The organism is Pseudomonas sp. Irchel s3a18, assembly GCF_900187535.1.
Lineage (GTDB): Bacteria > Pseudomonadota > Gammaproteobacteria > Pseudomonadales > Pseudomonadaceae > Aquipseudomonas.
In genome coordinates, this window is sequence record NZ_FYDV01000025.1 from 1 (window position 1) to 14,852 (window position 14,852).

General features: G+C 56.5%; 8 protein-coding genes. 5 read left to right on the forward strand and 3 right to left on the reverse strand.

Going from position 1 to position 14,852, the window contains the following annotated elements:
- From CKW29_RS23780 to CKW29_RS25655, 5 genes are all read left to right on the forward strand, one after another.
- Window positions 1-3,386, forward strand: a 3,386-nt coding sequence (locus CKW29_RS23780; RefSeq protein ID WP_143496914.1) for an RHS repeat-associated core domain-containing protein, incomplete at its 5' end; no start/stop codon positions are given.
- Window positions 3,387-3,667: 281 nt separating this feature from the next.
- Window positions 3,668-4,225 carry a fimbrial protein gene (locus CKW29_RS23785; protein WP_095149216.1) on the forward strand — a complete coding sequence of 186 codons (558 nt, stop codon included), beginning with the start codon at window positions 3,668-3,670 and terminating at the stop codon, window positions 4,223-4,225.
- A gap of 93 nt (window positions 4,226-4,318) precedes the next feature.
- Window positions 4,319-5,074 (forward strand): molecular chaperone, encoded by a 756-nt coding sequence (locus CKW29_RS23790; RefSeq protein ID WP_095149217.1) that lies wholly within the window; start codon window positions 4,319-4,321, stop codon window positions 5,072-5,074.
- 36 nt (window positions 5,075-5,110) lie between these two features.
- Entirely contained in the window at window positions 5,111-7,630 is a 2,520-nt protein-coding gene (locus tag CKW29_RS23795) for a fimbria/pilus outer membrane usher protein (protein ID WP_095149218.1), read from the forward strand.
- Complete coding sequence (locus tag CKW29_RS25655; RefSeq protein WP_143496917.1) at window positions 7,630-8,787, forward strand: fimbrial protein; 1,158 nt, start codon at window positions 7,630-7,632, stop codon at window positions 8,785-8,787. The genes CKW29_RS23795 and CKW29_RS25655 overlap by 1 nt, the downstream gene beginning before the upstream one ends.
- Before the next feature lie 17 nt (window positions 8,788-8,804).
- Here CKW29_RS25655 and CKW29_RS23805 read toward each other — a convergent pair whose 3' ends face one another.
- The 3 genes from CKW29_RS23805 to CKW29_RS23815 all read right to left on the reverse strand — a co-directional run bounded on the left by CKW29_RS23805 (window position 8,805) and on the right by CKW29_RS23815 (window position 14,806).
- Window positions 8,805-10,259: a hypothetical protein gene (locus CKW29_RS23805; protein ID WP_095149220.1), complete on the reverse strand. Its 1,455-nt coding sequence runs from the start codon at window positions 10,257-10,259 to the stop codon at window positions 8,805-8,807.
- Window positions 10,260-10,424: 165 nt separating this feature from the next.
- The gene (locus tag CKW29_RS23810) at window positions 10,425-12,629 is read right to left on the reverse strand and encodes an autotransporter outer membrane beta-barrel domain-containing protein (RefSeq protein WP_095149221.1); all 2,205 of its coding nucleotides are present in this window, start codon (window positions 12,627-12,629) and stop codon (window positions 10,425-10,427) included.
- A gap of 191 nt (window positions 12,630-12,820) precedes the next feature.
- On the reverse strand, window positions 12,821-14,806 hold the full coding sequence (locus CKW29_RS23815) for a hypothetical protein (RefSeq protein WP_095149222.1): 1,986 nt from the start codon (window positions 14,804-14,806) through the stop codon (window positions 12,821-12,823).
- Window positions 14,807-14,852: the final 46 nt, after the last annotated feature.

Below are 14,852 nucleotides of genomic sequence, written 5' to 3' on the forward strand. Positions count from 1 at the left end.
TGCTGCAGGTCGGCAATGATCAGGAGCCACTGCAAGTCACGGCATATACCTATATCGACCAACCGGACAACCCCTTCGAGCACGGCCGCAAGCTGCGCGATGAGGTGACCCTCAACGGCAAGACCACTACCACGAGTTACCAGTACAGTAAGACCGCTCATGTTCGTAACGGTGAGCCCGTCCAGCATACGGTGAGTACCCTGACCGGCTTCGACGGCGTCATGAAGAGCATCACCTCGGAACACTCGTTGTTCACGGGTGAAGCGCTGCTCAACCAAGACGACAACGATGTGAAAATTGCCCACGAATATGACCTGCTGGGCAGGATGACCACGGAAATCGTGGCACCGGGCACAGCCTACGAGGCCAGCCGCACCTATACCTACAAACTGACCAATAAAATGGGTCAACAAGCCGAGCAGTATTTTACAGACGTCAAAGATGTATGCACCCGAACCCTGCTGGATGGCCTCAATCGCGTTGTCCACGAAGAGTTGATCGGCAGCGACCCCTCTGATCCAGAGCGCGTCATACGGACCTACAGCGCGCGCTACAATGCCCGTGGCCAGTTGAGTCAGGACACGGTGTATGACTGGTGGGAACGGGACGGACTGCTGGAGGAACGAGCACTGACCACCCGCTACCGCTACGACGACTGGGGTCAGGAGCATCGTGTTACCGAGCCAAGCGGCGTCGTCAGCGTCACACAGAACGATCCGATCACACTTGAGCAACTCACCTGGCTGGAAAGCAGCGATATTGAACCCCGCATCAGCAACACAACACTGACCACCACCAATCTGTTTGAAAAACCGCTAAAAGTTCAACAGCTGGATGGACAGCAAAAACCCGTCAGTGAGCGAGAGTTCTTTTATGACGGCTTGGGCAATTGCGTTAAACAATATGACGAAATGGGTGAGCCGACCTTGTTCGAGTACGACCCGTGGTCGAGGTTGTCAAGCACCACCCTGCCCGACGGTACACGGATCAACAGGCAATATGCCGAGCACTCTTCGGCATCGCTGCCCGTGAGCCTGAAGGTAAACCCCAATGGTAACGTCGAGGCATCCCCTTTACTCGCTGGCGAGCAGGCATTCGACGGTCTTGACCGCCTCAAATACCTCAGCGTCGGCCCGCGCACCCTGCGCTATGAATACCAGGGTGGAAGCTTGCAAGCGTGTAAACACATCACCGCCAAAGGCCAGGAGATTGCCTACGAATACCAGTCGGGGCTGACCGACCAGCCCGTGGGCATCATGGCGGCGGATGAGCACGCCAGCTTCACCTATGACCCCCACAGCGCCCAATTGTTACGCACGGAAAACGACCAAGGGGTGTATGTATTTGACCACGATAAAACCGGGCGCCTGCTCGGTGAATGCTGGATCGAGGCTGGCACGACCCTCCAGCAAACCCGCTATACCAGTTCGCCCCGTGGCCTGCCGGTGAGCCGCACGGAGACCGACGGATTAGTCACCACCTATGCCTATGACTTGCACGGTCGCGTTGAGTGCGTGCGCCAGGGACAATTGCAAACCACCTTCAGTTACGACAGCCTGGGGCAATTGCAATCGACCCGCAACGAGGATCTGAGCGCCGGTAGCGTCCTGCTGACTGGATGGGAGTACGACGAGCAGGGTCGGGAGATCCAACGAACCTTGAGCTTGAATGGTCAGGCCACACGCACGCTGCTTCAGACCTATCGACCCGACAATAAACTGGCTACCCGCCATTTGCTCGAAGACAGCCGATCCCTGCTTCTGGAAACCTTCACCTACGATGCCCGGGGACGCCTTGAGCGCTATCAATGTGCCGGGGAGTCCTTGCCCAGGGATCGGTATGGCAATGCAATCGTCGAGCAATACTTCGCTTTCGATGCACTGGACAACATTACCCACGCCTGGAGCACCTTCGAGGATGGCAGTTCGGATGAAGCGGTGAGCGGGTACGCCACCACCGATCCCTGCCAACTGGTGAACGTCACCCACACTCACGCCGATTATCTCAAGGAGTTTCCTCAAGGTATTCATTTGCATTATGACGCCGACGGCCATCTGGAAACCGATGAGCGGGGGCATTACCTGCGCTACGACACACAGGGGCGTCTGCTGAGTGTCAATGAAATGACCGGTAGCGTCATCAGCCGTTATCGCTACGACGGTCACAACCAGTTGCGAGGGGTCAAACACCGCACCGGCAGCGAAACCTTGCGCTTCTACCAGGATGATCGCCTGAGCAGTACCCGACAGGGTGATACGTGCATCAATTACTTCTACGGCGACGACCAGCCTGTGGGTCAACAAACCATTGGCGACGACACTCAGACGTTGTTGTTCCTGACCGATGCCAAGCACAGTCTGTTGGGCGAAAGCCAGGGCGACACCCTGCGCGCGGCCGTGTATGGCGCCTACGGTGAGCGCCACAGCGACGTCCCCATGCAGAGCACACTGGGTTTCAACGGAGAAATACGCGAAGACCAGCATGGCTGGTACCTGCTGGGAAAAGGCTACCGGGCCTACAACCCGCACCTGCGCCGCTTCCACAGCCCCGACTCGTTCAGCCCCTTCGGTTCGGGCGGAGTCAATCCCTACCTGTATTGCGTCAGCGACCCCATCAACCATATCGACCCGACTGGCCATGCAGCGTTGCAACAGTATGCCTATGAGGCGATGGGCTCCAAGGTGGATTGGGGGATGATTGTCCAGATTGGACTCATGGTGGCCCTTACTGCTGTCAGTCTTTACTTCGCACCGGGTGCGGCTGCCGCGCTCATCGGCAAAGCTTCAGCGCTGACTAAGCTAGGTGCTGCGGCGAACCTGCTCAGTACCGGGGCAGAGGCCACCAGCACTGTGACAGGTGTCGCAGCGGTCGTGACGAACAGTTCAAGTTTGAGAAAGGCCAGCGTGATTTCTGGGAATGCCGGCATGGTAGGGCTCGTTACGCCGGTAACTAGTGTGGGCAGGGCATTCGGAAAATCGATAGGCAAAAATTCTGCATCTTCAGTAAGACCAAGACTCAGTAGCAATAAATACAAGCCCCCTGCGGACCTGTCACCCGATGGTGCTGCAGACCCGTTTCGAGTATCAACAATCAAAGCTCGACCACCTACTCCGCCGCCCCAGCCGGAAAGTAACTCTCCTAAACCTGTGAGACTCTCCGGAGAACCACAAGCTAGTGTATCACATCTATCACACACCACCGATTTCTCGAAACTTCCATCAGGAGATCCACCACCGGTTTTGAAAAAAACATACCCCGAAGAAGCAGCTTGGCATCCTCTCGACGGTGGCTGGCTCCGTGGCAGCAAAGTTAAGGAAATCCAAGCTGAAATATTGACTGCCCACAAACAAAATCGAACGCCAATAATTAAGCATCTTTACTTGTGAAATTATTTGCCCACGCCTGCTCTTGGCTGCAGGCGTGGGCGAGTTCAGCCTCACCACAGCAATATTTGAATTATACATTAACTTACACTTGCAACCCTCAACAAACCTGTCACTCGATTAAAACTGAGAGTTCTCTCATATCCCTCCCCCCGCACGACTCCTAAACTCCCCCCGTCGAGACACCACTCCACCTCTATTGATCCGGCCAACCACTTTTGGCCTTCAAAAAAAGACAGTCTCGCACCCTGTCCTCATACCCTCTTATTCAAAGGAACTGCAATATGAAGAAATCATTACTCACTTTACCCTTGGGCCTGGTACTGGCTCTTGCAGGCCAGGCGGCATTTGCCTTGACCGGCACCATCAACTTCCAGGGTCGGATTGACAGCGTGACGTGCCCGATCGACGTCATTGACCCGGTCACGGGAGCCCCCGGTGGCCCGATCCTGATTGGCTACACCTACACCGACAAATTCCCCAACGTGGGCGACGAAAGCGTGGGTAAAACCTTCCAGTTGAAAATAACCCCGGGCGGCGGCTGTACCGTGCCGCCGGGAAGCACCGCGGCCACCGTGACCTTCAGCTCGGTGCATGGCGGTGTGGGCCCAAGCAATGAACTGCACGGACTCAAACCCTTGACCGGTGTGGCCAGGGGTATCGGTGTGGCAATCAAGGATAACGATGGGGCACTGATACCCAATGGCGTTGCTTCGAAGTCGTACCCCATTTCCGTAACCAATCCAAGCACCATGACCTTTCACGCCGCCTACAGGTCCCACGCACCCGTGACAGCCGGCCCCGCCGAAGCGGACGTCAACTTTACCGTCAACATTATCTAAACCTTGCACTAATCCCCTCGGCCAGGAAGTTCGCTTCCTGGCTCAGCGTCGATTTGCAGGTCTGTTCTGATCCATCGCTCAAGGACACTCATCATGCCTGGCCTTTTCCAATGGCTGCTACGCGCCAGAGCAGCCACCCCTGCCTGCGCGCTTTTTATTGCTTTCATTGTTTATTTACCCGTTGCTCAGGCCGCATTGACCCTCAGCAATACACGCGTGGTTTTCAATGGCGACAAGCGCAATGTTTCACTGACCATTACCAACCCCAGCGACAGAGACTTTGCCGTGCAAAGTTGGGTCAATACCGCTGCCGACGACCAGACCACGGCGGTACCCTTTATTGTTTCGCCTGCCTTGTTTCGATTAAATGCAAAAAAAGAGCAGCAAGTCCAGATCAACGGATTGCCCAACACGCTGCCGCGTGATCGCGAGTCATTGTTTTACTTCAATGTTCAAGAAATTCCACAAGTACAATCCATTTCAGACAACCAACTGAATATTGCCCTGCGCACGCGGATCAAGTTTTTTTATCGACCACAGGAGCTCAAAGACAACCCGACGGACCGTTTGAAAGAGTTGAGCTGGTCCATACAACAAGAGGATGGCCAGGCTCATTTACGCGTCAACAATCCAAGTCCGTTTCATGTGTCGTTTATCCGCATCGAAGTCCTCAGTAACGGCCAGACCGTTGCGCTGGATAACACCGCTATGCTCGCCCCCCTCTCCAGTCAGCGCTTCGACCTGCAAGGCGTCAGGCCCGACCAGGGCATGCAAGTGACCTTTACGACGATCACCGACTACGGCGGTTTTACTGCGCCCATTACCCTGCCCGTCAGCCCTGGTTTTTAACGCTCTGGCGCTCATGCACTTGTCCGGAACATGACTATGTCTTTTCTAACCCGGCGCTTTTGCCTGCCCGCCCGGCAGCGCCTTGTTCATCTTTTTGTGATCAGCAGCGGTAGTAGCCTGTTACTGGAGACCGACTCAGCACACGCCAGCGCAACGACCCAATTCCAGTCCACCTTCATGCGCCAACTCGACAGCAACCCCAGCGATGCCGGTGCCCTGGCCTTGAATGCCCTGGCCGAACGCGAGGATCTGGGCCCGGGGCGGTATCTGGTGCGCATTCACATCAATCAGGTGTTTTTCGATCAACGCGAAATCGAATTCCTCGCCTCGCCCGACACCCGCGAACTCGTTCCCTGCCTGTCGTACGAACTGCTCAAGGAGATGGGGGTCAAGCTCGACAGCTTTGCCGAACCGGACGCCACTCCATCTGTCTGTATCGATATTGCTTCGCTGATTCCCGGCGCCTCGACCGATTTCGACGCCCGTCAACTGCAGCTCTCGGTCTCCATACCGCAGATTGCCATGCGCCGGGATGTGCTTGGTCATGTCGACCCCCAATTGTGGGACTACGGCATCAATGCCGCGTTTGTCAGCTACCAGGCTTCGGCCTTCCAGGGGCGAAGTGCCAGCGCCGGGCACTCCAGCAACCAGGACCTGTATTTGAACAGCGGCCTGAACCTTGGGGCCTGGCGCATGCGCAGCAATCATGCCTTTCGTCACGACAATCAGGGCCAACGTGAATGGACCCGGGCTTACACCTATGCACAGCGCGATGTACCGGGAACCCGCTCACAACTGACCATCGGCGAAACCATCACACCCGGCGACGTGTTTCGCAGCGTCCCCATCAAAGGGGTGCAATTGGCTTCGGATATGGAGATGCTCCCCGACACCTTGCAAAGCTACGCACCGGTCATTCGTGGAGTGGCACAGACCCGGGCCAAACTGGAAGTCCGGCAGAATGGCTATCCGATCTATTCGACTTATGTCAGCGCCGGCCCCTACGAGATCGATGACCTCAGCACGGGCGGTGGCAGTGGTGAACTGGAAATCATCCTGACCGAGGCCGATGGCCAGGTCCGGCGCTTCACCCAGTCCTACTCCACTCTCAGCAACCTGCTGCGCGAAGGGGTATGGCGCTATAGCGCCAGTGTGGGCCAATACAACGCCCCTGACACGACCCTGGAGAGTCCGCTGCTCTGGCAAGGCACTCTGGCCGCCGGTGCAAGCGCTGACTCGACACTGTACGGTGGCTTATTGGCCAGCGACTTTTATCAGGCCGGCGCAATCGGGCTGGCGATGAACCTGGGCCAGGTCGGCGCGTTGTCGTTTGATGTCACACAGTCGCGTGCCGACACCAACCCCAACGACAGCCGTCAGCAGAGCCAGGGCATGAGTTACGCCCTCAAGTACGGGAAAACCTTTGAGACCCGCACCAACCTGCGCTTTGCCGGTTATCGCTATTCCACGCAAGGCTACCGTGATTTCGATGAAGCCCTGCGCGAACGCGCTCAGGATTCGCGCTTTCACGGCAGCCGGCGCAGTCGCCTGGAGGCCGCGATTTACCAAAACATCGGCACTTCAAGCTCCATCAACCTGACGTTGTCCCAGGAAGACTACTGGCGCACCGATTATCAGCAACGACAATTCCAGTTTCAGTTCAATACACAACACAAAAACATCAGTTACAACCTATACGCTTCCCAATCGCTAAAGGATTCCGGGCTCAGCGACAGGCAAGTCAGCTTTGGCGTTTCGCTTCCCCTGGACTTCGGCCGCTCGAGCACCGCCACCTTCGATGTCAGGGAAAGCCAAGGACAATTCAGCCAACGCGCCAGCGTTTCCGGTAGCCACGACCAGCACCGCCTGAACTACCGCGCCGCGCTGGCAAACAGCGCCGCCAATCAGCAAACCGCAGAGCTGTCGATGGGTTATCAAACGCCCGTTGCGAGTTTTGGTGCTGGTGTAACCCAAGGTACCCAGTACAACAGCCTGTCCATGAATGCCAGCGGCGCACTGCTGCTGCACGAGGGCGGTATGGAGCTTGGGCCTTACCTGGGCGAAACCAGCGGCCTGGTCGATGTCCCGGACATTGCCGGCATCGGTGTCTTGAACGCCACGGCCGTCAAGACCAATGAGCGCGGCTATGCCCTGATCCCCTACCTTCGACCTTACCGCGTCAATCGGGTGGTACTCGACAGCAGTGAGTTGGGGCCGAATGTTGAAATCGACAATGGCGTTGCGCACGTGGTGCCACGTCGCGGGGCGGTGGTCAAGGCCGGCTTTGCCGCGCGCAAGGTACAACGGTTGGTCATCACGGCTCGTAACAGTCGTGGTGAGCCTTTGCCGTTTGGCGCGCAAGTCAGTGATGCGGCGGGCGAGCCACTGGGCATTGTCGGACAGGCCGGACAGTTCATGCTGGGCACGACTGCCGACATCCGAACACTGCATGTGCGCTGGGGTGAAAAACCTGCCGAGCAATGCCAACTGCCCGTGGACATTGACAACCAGGCGCAAGAACAAGGCTATCGGATACAGGAACTGACGTGCCTGTGATGCAGACATGGCAACTTTTTTCCAAGCCGATGCGCCATGAGTCTATCGGTCTGCTTATTTCAGGATTTAACATGATATCGAGCAAAACCCTGCTAGGTAGCCTGACCTTTGCCCTGGTCAGCCCCTTTATCCCTTTGGCCCTGGCACACGCCGCCGATACTTGTTATTGGAAGGACGGAACTCCGGGGCCTATCGCCTACACAATCAACGCCGGTACCCATTACGTGCCCAGGGATGTGCCACGAAGCACGCCCATTGGGCCGGTAAACAGACGCTACGGGCCGGTAAGTGGTGGTGGGCTGGCAATTGACTGCCAGACTAATGGCCCCCGGATCGACTTCATTGGGCGCAATCATGTACCGCTCGTGCCGGGTACTTTCAATCCCGTCAATGGCGAAGACATTACCGGGAAAGTACTCATGACCAATGTCGATGGGGTCGGTGTGGTGGTCAAACTGAGCCCGCAATACGACACCGCATGGACGTCAGTCAGTGGCAGCTTGGCGGTGCCTTATGCGGGCTATATTCAGCGGTACATGCCATTCGTACTTTCGCACTCGCTAATGTGGCCCTATATCACCTTCATCAAAACCGGTGACATCGCACCGGGCATACATCAACTGAATGTCCCAGACCTGCTTGGCGGCGAATTTACCGGAGTGGGTAACGCGTTTACCATGTCCCTGACCGGGACCGTCATTCAAGCGGAGTGCACGCTTTCGACAAACCCCGTCAGCGCCGACCCGGTAGACCTGGGCACGTGGAATCTCTCGGAGTTCACCGCCGTTGGTCACAGCACAACGCCGGAGCCTTTCAACATTACGCTCAATGCCTGCCGGGCCGATGACAGAACCCCTGCGCAAACCATCACCTATGCACACATACGCCTGGAGCCGACCGCGGGATCTCTCATCCATGATGCCGCATCAGGTCAATTTACCCTGGGCACCGGCTCGACGGCCAAAGGCGTGGTCATGCAAATTCTGCATGACGATGAAACCCCTATCGCACTGGCCAGCGAAGTCAAGCTGAAGGCCATCAACCCCGGGACCACCACCTTGAGTTTCAAAGCCCGCCTCTACCAGACCGCAGCGCCTGATCTGGTAGAAGCGGGCTCTGCCAAGGGCTCGCTATCGTTCACCATCACCTACTTGTAAACCGCCAGGGACGCCGATCACGCAAGTACCTGAATGTCTAGACTCAGAAAGGGGAGATAGCTATCTCCCCCATCAAAGCTGACACTGACATGCACTGCCAATACAGCGTTGAGCGGCAGGCGCTCCAGATAGGTTTTAGGCAATGTCGCTCTGTTGATACCCCGGACGACCGGCCATGCCGTACGAATGGGCTCATCGGGGAGGCTGGCGGAGGTCAGCCAGATATTGATGTACTGGGTTGGCGCCTGATACACCCAGGCCGCTAACGTCAACCCGGTGCCTTCGGGCGAAACAGCGCTGCGACTAAGCTTCAACGGATTGCCTCGCGCGGCCTGAGGGCAATCAATCTGCGAATACTTGCTTGCAGGGATCGTGCTGACGGTTAGCCTCAAGGGATCGGATTCCTTGGTGTCACCCTCCACACGGTAGGTGATCGCCGCAACTCTACCTGCGCCGATGTTGGGCACGATGGCCGCCGGTGGTATCGGATACTCGCGCGGGTTCGCGGGGTTAGGCTCCAGCGCATGGTGCGACCCCAACTCTCCATACCCCCGCCAGAAGACCTCTCGCTTGAGCCCCAGGTCCTCATCGTCCTGTCTGGGGATGACAACGGTCACGCCCGAAACGCCATAAAACAGCGGATCCAGTACTGCGCCTGTTGCCTCTTTGACCGAAGGGCGCTTGCGCAGTGGCGGCGGCAGGATGTTGACGTCCAGAAGGACATGCAACGTCGTGACCTCATGACCGACTCGATCACGCACTCGACACGTGGCATACCGCAGGCCATTACCGCGCTCGCGCAACATGTCCCCCTTGAGGGGAAGGTGCAGAGGCTGGCCGACATTGCCCGGGTCCAGGGTCAGGCTATCGACAAGGTGCTGACTGTTGGGGAACTCTTCCCAATACCAGCTAATGACATCACCGACTTTTTTCACGGCGTAATCGGGTAGCGTTGCCAGCACTTGATCACTATTAGCCGGATCGCTCAGGTACTGAGCAGTGATTTTGTATGGGGGAACAACGGCCTCAGGAAAAGCCATCTTGCGGTCACCAGCCAGAACAGGCGGGCTTTTATCGATGGTGACATTGACGGGTTCCGTTACCCGCGGTATCGGCGATTGATTCCAGGACCACACCTTGTAAAAAATCGTGTGGCCCCCTTCACTCAGCTTGCACGCCGGCACTTCCAGCCAGAGGTCCGCCAGGTCCTCCTCTGTATAGGGACCGTCAAATTGCTTTTCATCGATCGGCTTGCCTTCATCCCCGTCCCAGATCAACTGGACGCGATCAAATGCGCCTGGACGCGTGGAGTGATCACTCCACAACTCGAACGTGACACGCAATGGATTCAACCAGGCGTCTTTGGGCAGAAGATTGTCTTCCCCACCCTCGATCGGCGGCAATACACCGACTATAACGAGCGGAGCGAGGCTGGCATTGGGTTCATCAACAGGAGCCGTGTGCTTAGGCATGTCTATTCCCTCACTGAACAGCGAGCCGGAAGGACTACCGAGAAACACCTTTCCGGTGAGTGGTTGGAAAAAAACCCATGTTTATCCATGGGTCATCAGAAACAACTGCAATAACGCCAGCAAGAGAAGAGGAACCCTCACACCCTCTCCTCAACGCGAGTCCGATTACCAGCGATAGCGTGCGCCCACATTGGCGCCCCACGGCTGCTCGATCTTGTCACCGTGGCTATAGTCAAATTCAGCGTGCAGTGAAACCTTGTCCGTCAACGTCAGGCTGACTCCGGCGCCCAGTTCGCCACGGGAACCCGACAGGTCATTGTTGAAGGCGTTGTTGTTGACCTTGACTTCGTTATTGCTGGCGAACTCATGTACGTAAGCGGCGCGCAGATAGGGCTGCACCACCTTGCCCTCACCCAACATGACGTTGCGTCCGGCCGTGGCACCGACCTTGCCGAGCAAGGAACGGGTACGATCGCCTTCGGCGGACAGGCCGTTGTCCAGGTCATAACTCTCGCCCTGAATGATCACCCCTGACAGTTGCGCAAACGGCTCGATAAAGTAGTCGTCGGCCAGCTTGATATGACGCCCGAACTCCAGAGACGCACCGACACCCGTGTTGTCGTACTTGCCCTTGGTCTTTTTGCCGTCACTGAGTTGCACGTCAGACGTGTTCTGGAAACGGTTGAACTTCAAGACGCCGTCAAAGTAGTAACCACTCGGCTCATCCAGCCATGTGGTGTAGGCACCCGCGTAGTAGCTGTCGACAGTACCGCTGGTGCCGTGGCTCAGGTTCAGATCGGATTTGCTGTACCCGCCAAGCAAGCCCACCAGCCATTGACCGTCACCGAGTGGCAGCGGCGCATCGACACCGAACGACAAGCCTCGCTGGGTTTGCTGGTAGGCCGTGCCGGAACTGGCATTGACATCAAACTTGTTACCATAAGTACGCATCCAGCCACCCGCCTTGCCGCCGTCCTGACGTACTTCACCCATGCGGCTGCGCAGGGTGCTGAGTTCGCCGTACCAGACAGTCGGCGCAGCGTTGAACAGGGCCATCACCGATTGGGTGCCCGGGCTGACAACGCGGGTCGCCGTGTTGAGAAACCATTCGTTATCGCCCTGCTTGATCAGATCGTAGGAAAAAGCTCCCTGCTCCACCGGGCCGTTCAGCAATGAAAAACGGGCGTCGCCGTCACCGATACGGACCACTGCCGTAGAGCCCGCAGCCACGGGTTCTGTGCCGCTACTGTCGAGTGCCACCTTGTGATCGCCGCTGGCGGTGCCGGTCACTTCCAGGGTGTCGATCTGGCCCGTGCTGAAGTTGTTGTGCATGTAGAACGTGCCGCCGTCGCCCGACAAATTTCCGACGTTCAACCTGTAGTATTCGCCTGGATTGCCGTACTGGACGCCACCGCCGTTGAGGGCGAGATTCGCGACCTCGCCATCGGCGACCATCACCCAGCGGGCATCGCTGTTGACCGTCAACTGTTCGACGTTGGTCAGTTGGCCGGTCAGCGTCGCCCGATTCTGCAGGGTGATGTTCGCCGTGGCCGCGGAATCGGCAATGACATTACCCAGCAGATCGCTGTGATCGACCAGCATGCTCGCGGTCGACACACCCTTGACCTCCAGAAGTGTGCCATTGCCCCCCAAAAGAGTGGAGCCGTTACGCACCTCGATATGCGCGTCAATCGGCGTCAGGCCGTAATCATCGACAAAAATCGCCGAGCCGGTTTTGCCCTCAACCTCCGTATCATCGAGCACTAGCAGCGCCTGACCCGCCGCCAGGTTGCCCGGGGTAAAGAACACTCCGTTGCCGCCGCCTCGAATTTCACTGGCAGTTGCTAAAACTTGGCCACTGGCTAACTGAAGACCACTCCCGAAATCGCTGCTTGCCGTCAGTTTGCTACGGGTCAATTGCAATTGGCCAAAGCTCCCGACCAGGGCTCCTGTCACGCCACCGGAAATATCACTGTCGCTGACCGCCGCCCTGGAGCCTGGCGAACCACTCGCGCTGAAACCCAGTGAAAGGCCGGTGGTTCGGGCGGTAACAGTACTGCCGGTGATGGACGCGTTGCCGTCGAGCAGGTCGACAGCAACGCTGCTCGCGGTCCCATCGACGGTTGTTCCCGTCAGTGTCACAGAGGACCCCGGATCAACCCGGATCTGTTTGGTCGTCGCACCATTGGCGGTCAGATTGGCGCCGTTTCTGACGCGGTAGTTCTCAGCGCCAGCACCGCTATCAATCACGGTGTCTCGGGTAATGTCCTTGGCCAGCGAATGACTACTGAGCAAGAACAACGGCAGAAGGCTCATCCACTTGAGGGATACAGGCAAGGGATAGAGGACGAAGGTATTTTTAGCGTTCATCGAGCACCACAGATTTATAGGTTTTAAACGTCAAGTACGTCAGACCGATGGTCTTTTCCTGAACTTGAAAAGGCCGCAAGACTAGTTAGAAAACCTATAAGTGTCTGTAGGACTTATCCTGTTAAAACCTACAAAAAAGGAGGCCGATGACAGGAGAAAAATATCCTCCTGCCATCAGACCAAAACAACTCTCAAGGTCTGGGAATTACGCAATGATCGTTGCCTGAGCCCGTGCTTTCAAATACCCCAATAATGACGTCTTCCCACTCAGATGACTCATCGACACCACGAACGGGAAGGCTGTACATCGCCTTGCCCTCACCCGAACTCGAGGTTCCCGGCACATACGTCGGTTTAAGATAGGTTTCATAGGCGACGAACCAGTCCATCCCCGCACTTTCCTCCGCCAATGAGACTTCTCTCTCATCCTCTATCGTGGTGCCAGGCAATGGGGTAGTCCCGTCCGGACCGTAAGTCTGCCAATTAAACTTTACCAACACACCTTCTTTTAAATGACTTGATACCGGGATATGCACCTTGACGCCCCAGACGCCGCGGTCTTCTTCGAGTGAGGTGCAATTGAAAATTTTATAGCCACCTCCAAGATCTACGGCTTTGGGAAACAACGGCTCAGGCAGGTCAACCACCTCAACGAGGACATCGATTGCTGTCCGCTTCGACTCCTGCGGATTGACAAATCCCGGGCGAGTGAAGGTGTAGAACATCTCCAGCCCGGTCATGACCGGAGTGAGTTTAATATCGTCCCATGGAATCGATAGCGAAACTTCCTGATTGGGGTCTTCGCTTCCGCTGACTGTATAAGGTGCAGAGCTGATCACCCGATTATTATAAGTAATGGTGAATACATCGTTTGCCACGACATTGTCCGGCAACTTGAAAAAAGCCGTGGCGTCATCGTCGATATCATCGATCGTCAGCTCGCGATCACTGCCCTCGGAACTCAAGAACCGGATCACATCAAGTACCGGATTGATCGGTTCGGGATTCGGATTCTCTGGCCCGGGGAGTTCGAGGATCAAGGTCGCCGGGGTCGGCGCCGGCGATCGGGTGGGGTAGTCACCACGAAACACTCGGTAGTCTACCTGGACTTCCTGTGGCCCTCCCGCGAGGAAGTCATAGGCTGCCGACACGCGCCCCCACGGAATCGTGATTTTCAGAGGAAAATCAAGGTGCGCGCCTACGGACGTACGTGCCAGGGTCTGATTACCGAACTCAATTACAATGCCGTCGCTGGTTTGCCAGTCGGTATACTCGGGAATATGGACTTTTACCGGCATGGCCCCATCGGCACGATCAATGAACCCGTCATCATCGGCCAACGGCACCTCGCACGGCGACAAACCACTTGGCAGTTCGCCCAGCGCCACTTGAATACTTCGGTCGTAAGAGCGTTCACTGCGATTCCCCGCCTTGTCGAACAAGTAATACACCAGGTACTGTAATTTCGAACCGATGGCAGTTACAAAATTCTCGGGTATCAGGATTTGCCGACCGGGATCAAGCAACTCATCAATCACCACCAAGGCAGGAAATTCCGCCGCCGACTCCGGCGGTTTATCCATCAGTCCCACCATTACCCTGACAAACTCTTTTTTGTCTTCAGCGAAGTCCGGGATCTGGCACTTCACGCCACCATCGCGCGTCAGAATATCGGAGGTAACCAACGCGGGAACACCCTCAATCGCCTCGGGTGTTCCAGGATGGATAGGCCCTATCCTGTCGATCGTCACCGGTGCTGGGGGTGACTCTCTTTCTATCGTATGATCGTTCCAGTTGCGGACACGGTAACGAAACTCGAACTTACCTTCGTAGTTCTGAAAAAGGCTGAGGGGGAGCTGCCTCCGTAGAGGGAATCGATCATCGGGCAAGGTAGCTGATCCAGGTACATCTTCATCAAAAACAAATAAATATTCCGATGAGCTGGCGGGCAACCACTCCACTGTCAGCAAGTTTGGCACAACACTATGTCGATCCGAGAACAGTGGGATCTCTATCTCCAAAGGAGCAGAAGTTTTATCGTGCGGCATTAATCCATCGGCATCACCGGGAATCCCATCCACCAGCACCGGTGGACGCAAATCCACCGCAACGAATTGGCTCTCAAGATAGTGTTTGCGTACTTGCTCGGCTTTTGACGCATCATATGAACGTGCCATGTTTATCGCTCCGCAACCATTCGATTTCGGCCATGAACCGCTTCAT

Coding starts and splice junctions, on each gene's coding strand:
- CKW29_RS23785 (WP_095149216.1), top strand. CDS start 3,668: ATGAAGAAATCATTACTCACTTTACCCTTGGGCCTGGTACTGGCTCTT.
- CKW29_RS23790 (WP_095149217.1), top strand. CDS start 4,319: ATGCCTGGCCTTTTCCAATGGCTGCTACGCGCCAGAGCAGCCACCCCT.
- CKW29_RS23795 (WP_095149218.1), top strand. CDS start 5,111: ATGTCTTTTCTAACCCGGCGCTTTTGCCTGCCCGCCCGGCAGCGCCTT.
- CKW29_RS25655 (WP_143496917.1), top strand. CDS start 7,630: ATGCAGACATGGCAACTTTTTTCCAAGCCGATGCGCCATGAGTCTATC.
- CKW29_RS23805 (WP_095149220.1), bottom strand. CDS start 10,259: ATGCCTAAGCACACGGCTCCTGTTGATGAACCCAATGCCAGCCTCGCT.
- CKW29_RS23810 (WP_095149221.1), bottom strand. CDS start 12,629: ATGAACGCTAAAAATACCTTCGTCCTCTATCCCTTGCCTGTATCCCTC.
- CKW29_RS23815 (WP_095149222.1), bottom strand. CDS start 14,806: ATGGCACGTTCATATGATGCGTCAAAAGCCGAGCAAGTACGCAAACAC.